Below are 7,449 nucleotides of genomic sequence, written 5' to 3' on the forward strand. Positions count from 1 at the left end.
TCCCTGCGCCGCGTCCTCCGCGTGCAGGCTCATCGGTCCATAGATCTTGTTCGTGTCCTCGAAGAGCGACACCTGGTCGGCGCCGCCCTCCGCGAGCTCTTTCCAGAACTCGCCGACCCAGGACTCCGCGTCTCCCTGAGTGGTGAACTCTTCGGGCGTCAGAGCGGGCTGGACCTCCGTCCCGTCCGCCTTCTCGAACCGCCACGTCCATGCCGCCATGCCAGCCTCCCGATGGTCCGACAGCTGTGTGAAGCCGCTTGAAGCCTAGCCGGGCGAGCGGCGCTCGCGGCGACGCGGGAGGATCTTCCTGTGGAACTGACTCTGCTCGGCACCGGCGCTCCCGAAGGCCTGCCCCGCTCCGACTGCCCCTGCGCGGCCTGCGCGACCGCGCTCGGCGGCGCCGCGCGCGCCGCCACCGCGCTCCTGGTGGACGGCATCCTGCTGCTCGACCTCACCCCTGGTGCCGCCTTCGCGGCCGCCCGCGCGGGCCACTCGCTCGGCGGCGTACGCCAGGTTCTGCTCTCCCATCCGCACGACGGCCCCTCGGTGGAGGTACCGGCGGGACTCCCGCAGCCGGGCCGGGTGCCCGACGGACGGGAGCTCGCGCTGCTCACCGGCCACCGGGTGCGCGCGGTGGCGATGGACCACCCGGGCACGGGGTACGAGGTGACGGGCCCCGACGGCGAGCGGCTGCTCTATCTGCCGCCGCACGGTGCGCCGGCCGGGGTGCCGGACGGGCATCCGGCGTACGAGATGGTCGTCGCCGATGTGATCGGGCGCCCCGACGGGCTCGCGCGGCTGCGGGCGGCGGGCGCGATCGCGCCGACCACGGACGTCGTCGCCGTCCATCTGGACCACGACGTGCCGCCGGGTGCGGAGCTGGCCCGCAGGCTCGCGGCCGCCGGTGCGCGGGCCGTGCCGGACGGGACGACGCTGGTGGTCGGCGCCTACGAGGACGTACCGGACGTGCCGCGCCGCACCCTCGTGCTCGGCGGCGCGAGGTCGGGGAAGTCGGTGGAGGCCGAGCGGCGCCTTGAGGCCTTCCCCGAGGTCCTCTACGTGGCCACCGGCGGGACCAGGAACGGCGACTCGGAGTGGGCGGACCGGGTGAGCGCCCACCGTGACCGGCGGCCCGCGTCGTGGAGCACCACCGAGACCTGCGACCTCGTGCCGCTGCTCGCCGATGACGGCCCTCCCCTGCTCGTCGACTGCCTGTCGCTGTGGCTGACGTACGCCATGGACGAGGTGAACGCGTGGGACGACGCCGAATGGGCGGGCGGCGGCGAGCGGGCGCTGCGCAAGCGGGTCGCCGAGCTCACGGACGCGGTGCGCGCGACCCGGCGCACGGTCGTCGCCGTCTCGAACGAGGTCGGCTCCGGCATCGTCCCCGCGACCGCGTCGGGCCGCCGCTACCGCGATGAACTGGGCCGGCTGAACGCGGCGTTCGCGGCGGAGTGCGAGCACGTCCTGATGGTCGTCGCGGGCCAGGCGCTCACCCTGCGGGGCTGACCCGACCGCTCACTTCTTCGGGCCCCTGCGGGCGATGATCCGGTAGGCGTTGGAGAACCGGGTGCGGCCTACCAGCGGGGCGAGCAGCCGGTCGGCCAGGGCCGCGGCGGCGAGCAGCGGGGCCGCGACGCGGGCCGTGGCCCGGATGCGTCCGAGGGCAAGGGCCAGGCCCGCGGCCAGGTCGAACGGGATGTGCGACTCGCGCCGCTCGGTCGCCACGACGGTGTAGCCGAGGCTTTCGAGATCGCGCCGGAGCGCGCAGAGCGGGATGTCGTGGTGGTGCCCCGGCAGCGGCTGGTGAGGGCCTGGCCGCGGATGGTCGGGGCCCGGCCGCAGCCATCCCTTGGCGAGGAGTCGGGCGTACCGGCTCCGCGGGACGGGGACCTCGATCATGAGATGGCCGCCGGGCCGCAACACCGTGCGGGCGGCGATGAGTTCGATGCGCGGGTCCTCGCTGCGCTCCAGGTAGTGGAACATGCTCAGCACGTCGTAGCGCCCCGCGAGCTTCGGCGCCAGATCGGCGAGGAGCCCGAGATGCGCCTCCTCCACGCGCCCCGCCCTGCGCCCCTCCTCCACGCGCTCGGTGGGGTCGAGCCCGTCGAAGGCGGTGTACGGGTGCACCTCCCGCGCGACGGCGGGGAAGTGACCGTGCCCGGTGTCGACGTCCAGCCAGCTCTCGGCCTCGCCGAACGGGGCCATCGCCCGGGCCCGGGCCCGGTGGCGGCGGACGGAGTACGGGACGCCGAAGACCTTCTCGGCCCGGGCGGCGGCCAGTGCGGCGTGCGTAGGCGTGGCGAGCTCCTCACATCGTGCGTAAGTGAACATAAACGTACGTAAGGTGCCGGTCCCACCGGCGTAACGACACCGTGGAGGTGGCCCGTTCCGCGGTGCCGTTCACGCGCTGACGCCTGCTGCCGGGCCGTCTGATCCGGGGCGGGGCCCTGCCGGTACTGTTCGGCGAATGAGCTCGCTGAATCTCGACGACTTCACCGACCTGATCGAGCGGCCCGACGGCGGGGTGCGCCGCGACGCCGAGGAGCGCAGGGAGCGGCAGAGCGTGCCGCCCGGAGCGCTCGGCCGCCTGGACGAACTGGGCGAGTGGCTTTCCGCGGCCCAGTCATCGGTGCCGGTCAAGCCGATCGGGCGGCCGCGCGTGATCCTCTTCGCGGGCGACCACGGGGTCGCGCGACTCGACGTGTCCGCGCGGCCCGCGGGCGGCGCGGCGGAGCTCGTCCGTGCCGTGCTCGCCGGGGAGAGCCCCGTGGCCGTGCTCGGGCGCCGCCTCGACGTGCCCGTGCGGGTCGTCGACGTGGCCCTGGACTGCGACCCGGCCGAGCTTCCCGCGGAGGTGGCGGGGCACCGGGTGCGGCGCGGTTCGGGACGCACCGACATCGAGGACGCGCTGACGGCCGAGGAGGCCGAGGCCGCGGTGCGGGCCGGGATGGCCGTCGCCGACGAGGAGGCCGACTCCGGGACCGACCTGGTCGTGCTCGGTGACGTGAGCGTCGGCGGGACGACGCCCGCGGCGACGCTGGTCGCCGCGCTGTGCGGGACGGACGCGTCCGTGGTGACCGGCCGCGGCGGCTCCCCGATCGACGACCTCGCATGGATGCGCAAGTGCGCGGCGGTCCGCGATTCGCTGCGGCGGGCGCGGCCCGTGCTCGGGGACCAGCTGGAGCTGCTCGCGGCAGTGGGCGGGGCGGACATCGCCGCCATGACCGGGTTCCTGTTGCAGAGCGCGGTGCGGCGTACGCCGGTCATCCTGGACGGCGTCGTGGCGTCGGCGGCGGCGCTCGTGGCCCAGCGGGTCGCCTTCCGGGCGCCGGACTGGTGGCTGGCGGGGCACAGCAGCGGGGAGCCCGCGCAGGCCAAAGCCCTGGACCGGATGGCTCTCGACCCCGTACTCGAACAGGGCGTGCAGGTGGGCGAGGGCGTCGGCGGGCTTCTCGCGCTGCCGCTGGTGCGGGCCGCCGCGGCGCTCTCCGCGGAACTGCCCGAGCGGAAGGCCGAACCGGAGGCGGACGCCGCCACCGAGGCCGAACCCGAGCCGGATACGCGGAGCGCCGCCGAGTAATAGCCGGAGCCGGGTTCGCGGGACCGCGACCGAGCAGGACCGGAGCCGGATACGCGGGCCGCCGCCGAGCAGTAGTGGGCGGCGCGGCCCGCTCACGTCCGAGAGTGGCCCGGCATGCCCCCATATGATCCCTTTTCATGGGAGATGAGCAATCCGCTGCGGCCGGGCGCCGACACGATCTGCGCAGGCGGCGGCTCGCCGCCGGCTTCAGCGTCTGGTACCTCCGCGCCGTCACCTTCATCAACTTCCTGAGCGCGGTCTGGGTCTCCCTGGGGCAGGATCTGCGGCGGCACAACACCGAGAACTACTTCACGCCGTACATGCTCACCGCGGGCTTCGCGTCCGGCGCGTTCACACTGTTCCTGGCGATCACGATGCGCCGCCGCAAACGCGCCGCCTGGATCCTCAACCTCGTACTGAGCGGGCTCTTCCTGCTCCTCTTCGCGTTCGCGATGATCTTCCCGGAGATCCGCCGGTACGCGCAGAACTGGATCTCCCTGGCCCTGACCGCCGCCTTCGTGGCCGCGCTGCTCGTCGGGCGGCGGGAGTTCTACGCCAAGGGCGACCGCTCCAACCCGAAGCTGGCCGCGGCGGTCGCCGCCGGCGGTCTCCTGGTGACCTCGCTGATCGCCGCGTTCCTGGTCTCCGTCACCAACCAAGCGCACGACGACTACCGTTCGACGTTCCCCGACCGCTGGCGCTACGGCCTGATGCGCCTGGTCTCGCTGGCCGCCGACGACGAGCGCTTCGAGGGCATCACCACTCCCGGCTGGGTCAACGTCACCATCAACGTGCTCAGCACGCTGCTCCTGCTCGCCGTCCTGTACGCGGCCTTCCGCTCGCGCAAGGCGGTCGACCCGCTCACCGAGGAGGACGAGCGCAAGCTGCACGCGCTGCTCGACCGGTACGGGGAGCGCGACTCGCTCGGCTACTTCGCGCTGCGGCGCGAGAAGAGCGTCGTCTGGTCGCCGAGCGGCAAGGCGGCGGTCGCCTACCGGGTCATCGGGGGCGTGTCCCTGGCCTCCGGTGATCCCATCGGGGACCCGGAGGCCTGGCCGGGCGCCATCGAGCCCTGGCTGGCCGACGCACGCGAACACGGCTGGCTCCCGGCGGTGATGGGCGCGAGCGAGGAGGCGGGCACGATCTACGCCCGGCACGGCCTCGACGCGCTCGAACTGGGCGACGAAGCGATCGTCGAGACCGGGGAGTTCACGCTTGAGGGGCGGGCCATGCGGACGGTCCGCCAGGCGTACAACCGGGTCAAGCGGGCCGGTTACGAGGTGCGGATCCGCCGCCACGAGGACATCCCGGCCGACGAGATGGCGTATCTGCTCCAGCGCGCCGACGACTGGCGCGACGGGGCCACCGAGCGCGGCTTCTCCATGGCGCTGGGCCGGCTCGGCGACCCCGCGGACGGGCGCTGCGTGATGCTCGAATGCAGGGACAGCCGTACGGGGGAAGGGGAAGGCGAGTTGAGAGCGGTGCTCTCCTTCGTGCCGTGGGGGCCGCGCGGGCTCTCGCTCGACCTGATGCGGCGCGACCGCGACTCCGAGAACGGCCTGATGGAGTTCATGGTCATCGAACTGCTCCAGCGCGCCGCCGAGATCAAGATCACTCAGGTGTCGCTGAACTTCGCGATGTTCAGGTCGGTCTTCGAACGTGGCTCGCGGCTCGGCGCGGGCCCGGTCCTGCGGCTGTGGCGCTCGCTGCTCACCTTCTTCTCCAAGTGGTGGCAGATCGAGTCGCTGTACCGCGCCAACGCGAAGTACCGCCCGATCTGGGAGCCCCGCTTCCTTCTCTTCGAGAAGAGCGGCGACCTGCCGCGCATCGGCATCGCGTCGGCCCGCGCGGAGGGCTTCCTGGAGGTGCCGGGCCTGGCAAGGGGGTCCCTCCCTGTTCGAGCGAAGCCGAGAACTTGGGGGCGGCTGCACCGCAAGCATCTGGAGTCACGACGATGAGTTCCCCGGCAGCGGGCAGCCGCCCGGCCCGCCTGGCGCGTGCCGAATGGGGGCCGTTGTACGCCGCCGTACGGGACGGCATCGCCGAGCGGCGCTGGCGGGCCGCGCCCATGGCCCTGGCCGCCGTCTGCCTCACCGCCCTGCTCCAGTTCACGCAGAACCAGCCGTGGGGCTATCAGTTCGTGCAGAACATCGGCTCCGTACGGGCCGAGGATCCGCTCTGGCTCGCCCTGCTGCGCACCCCGCTCTCGCTCTTCGTGCCCGCCCTCGACCTGCCGGTCTGGGGTGCGCTCGCGCAGATCCTGCTGGTGTTCGGCATCGCGGAGATCTGCATCGGCTGGTGGCGCACGCTCGTCATCGGCTACGCGGCCACCCTCGCGGGCACGCTCTACGCGCGCGTGGGCATCGAATGGGGCCCCGGCGGCCCGCTGGGGCTTCCCGCCTCGGACGCGCAGGTCGTCGACACCGGCCCGTCCGCCGCGGTGGTCGGGCTCGCGGTCTATGTGTGCTGGCGCTACCGGGCGTGGTTCACGGCGGGGCTCGTGATCGTGCTGATGGTCGTCGAGGTGATGGTCAAGAACAACCTCGCGGGCCGGGAGCATCTGGCGGCGATCGCGGCGGCCCTGGTCCTCTGCGCCTGCTCGGCGGTGCTTCAGCGGCGCGGGCGCGCCAGTTCCGGATCGGGTTTGCCGCCGATCCAGTCCTGAATCCTGCGGTGCGGTCCGGCCCAGCGGCGGTCGTGGCGGAAGACGCGCAGGCCCGCCCTGGCCCGGGCGCGGGGCCGGTTGCGGTAGAAGCGCCTGGCCCATGCCGACCCCGGCCGGGCGAGCCGGATCGCGCCCACGAGCGCGACCAGCGGGATCACCATGCCGATCAGGGCCGTGCGCAGCTTGCCCTTGGCCAGGGCGATCAGGGCGAAGCAGCAGTTGACGGCGATGTTCAGGGCGAAGCCCGCGCGGTTGCTCCGCTCCTCGGGCGTCAGGTCGTTCACCCCGAACGGCGTGAAGCCGGTGAGCACGAGCACCACCAGGGCCGCGGTCAGCATCACGACCTCGACGCTCTTGCGGCCCCGCTCGCTCCAGTAGACGTCGTCGAGGTAGAGGATCAGCGCGAACTCGTCCAGCACGAGACCGGCGCCGACGCCGAAGAACACCGCCGCAAACATCGAGGCGAGGCTGTGCCTGCCGGCCGCGACCGCCCAGAATCCCCCCACCAGCATGAGGAAGATGCCGGGCACGACGTGGTGGATGTGGACGTCACCCGAGCTGATGTTCCGGAAGGGGCCCTTGCCCGCCCGGATGAGGCGCGTGATGGTCCTCGTGACGAGAAAGGTCACCACGAAGGCGAGCAGGGCCAGCAGGAGAGGCAGCTTCCCCGGCTCCTCGATGTTCCGGTACCACCAGTCGGCCATGGGCCCATCCTGTGCCGGGAGCCCGCATGCCGCACGCCCGGCCCGACCGGCCGGGGGTCGGGCCCAGGTAGCCTTCCGCGGTGCCCCGAACCTCCCCCGCCGACGGACTCCGCTTCGCCTTCGGCACCCTCACCGCCCTCCCCGTCAAGGTCACCAAGTGGGACCGCGAAGCAGCCCGCGCGGGAATGCTCGGTGCCCCCCTGGCGGGGCTGGTGGCAGGCCTCTGCGCGGCGGCGCTGGGGTCCGCGCTCATGGCCCTGGGCGCAGGACCGCTGCTGGCCGCCACGGCGACCGTCGCGACCCCCGCCGCGCTCACCCGCGGCCTGCACCTCGACGGCCTCGCCGACACCGCCGACGGCCTGGGCTGTGCCAAGCCCGCCGACCAGGCCCTGCGCATCATGAAACAGTCCGACGTCGGCCCCTTCGGCGTCATCACCCTGCTCTTCACGCTGCTCGCCCAGGTGGCCGTCCTCTTCCAGCTCTACGAAGCCTCCTGG

General features: G+C 73.1%; 8 protein-coding genes. 5 read left to right on the plus strand and 3 right to left on the minus strand.

Annotated elements, in window-relative coordinates:
- On the minus strand, nt 1–219 hold a 219-nt coding region (locus ACQKIP_RS34150; protein ID WP_361382146.1), incomplete at its 3' end, for a hypothetical protein.
- A gap of 90 nt (nt 220–309) precedes the next feature.
- Here ACQKIP_RS34150 and ACQKIP_RS34155 point away from each other — a divergent pair.
- Nucleotides 310–1,509, plus strand: a complete 1,200-nt coding sequence (locus tag ACQKIP_RS34155; protein WP_365852664.1) for a bifunctional adenosylcobinamide kinase/adenosylcobinamide-phosphate guanylyltransferase — start codon at nt 310–312, stop codon at nt 1,507–1,509.
- A gap of 9 nt (nt 1,510–1,518) precedes the next feature.
- On the opposite strand, the gene ACQKIP_RS34160 is transcribed toward ACQKIP_RS34155, so the two are convergent.
- The gene (locus ACQKIP_RS34160; protein WP_365852662.1) at nt 1,519–2,334 is read right to left on the minus strand and encodes a class I SAM-dependent methyltransferase; all 816 of its coding nucleotides are present in this window, start codon (nt 2,332–2,334) and stop codon (nt 1,519–1,521) included.
- Between the two features lie 136 nt (nt 2,335–2,470).
- On the opposite strand from ACQKIP_RS34160, the gene cobT reads away from it, so the two are divergent.
- The 3 genes from cobT (at nt 2,471) to ACQKIP_RS34175 (ending at nt 6,248) form a co-directional block, all read left to right on the plus strand.
- Nucleotides 2,471–3,583, plus strand: coding sequence for a nicotinate-nucleotide--dimethylbenzimidazole phosphoribosyltransferase (gene cobT / locus ACQKIP_RS34165; protein WP_365852660.1), 1,113 nt, complete (start codon nt 2,471–2,473; stop codon nt 3,581–3,583).
- Nucleotides 3,584–3,720: 137 nt separating this feature from the next.
- A complete protein-coding gene (locus ACQKIP_RS34170; RefSeq protein ID WP_365852658.1) occupies nt 3,721–5,541 on the plus strand; it encodes a phosphatidylglycerol lysyltransferase domain-containing protein in 1,821 nt (606 codons plus the stop codon).
- Nucleotides 5,538–6,248, plus strand: a complete 711-nt coding sequence (locus ACQKIP_RS34175) for a hypothetical protein (protein ID WP_365852656.1) — start codon at nt 5,538–5,540, stop codon at nt 6,246–6,248. Before ACQKIP_RS34170 ends, ACQKIP_RS34175 begins: the two co-directional genes overlap by 4 nt.
- Here the strand turns inward: ACQKIP_RS34175 and ACQKIP_RS34180 are convergent.
- The gene (locus tag ACQKIP_RS34180; protein WP_365852654.1) at nt 6,194–6,952 is read right to left on the minus strand and encodes a hypothetical protein; all 759 of its coding nucleotides are present in this window, start codon (nt 6,950–6,952) and stop codon (nt 6,194–6,196) included. The genes ACQKIP_RS34175 and ACQKIP_RS34180 overlap by 55 nt on opposite strands.
- 80 nt (nt 6,953–7,032) lie before the next feature.
- Between ACQKIP_RS34180 and ACQKIP_RS34185 the strand changes: the two genes are divergently transcribed.
- On the plus strand, nt 7,033–7,449 hold a 417-nt coding region (locus ACQKIP_RS34185; RefSeq protein WP_427745036.1), incomplete at its 3' end, for an adenosylcobinamide-GDP ribazoletransferase.

Origin of the sequence: Streptomyces sp. NPDC059900 (genome assembly GCF_050270335.1) — a bacterium.
GTDB lineage: Bacteria > Actinomycetota > Actinomycetes > Streptomycetales > Streptomycetaceae > Streptomyces.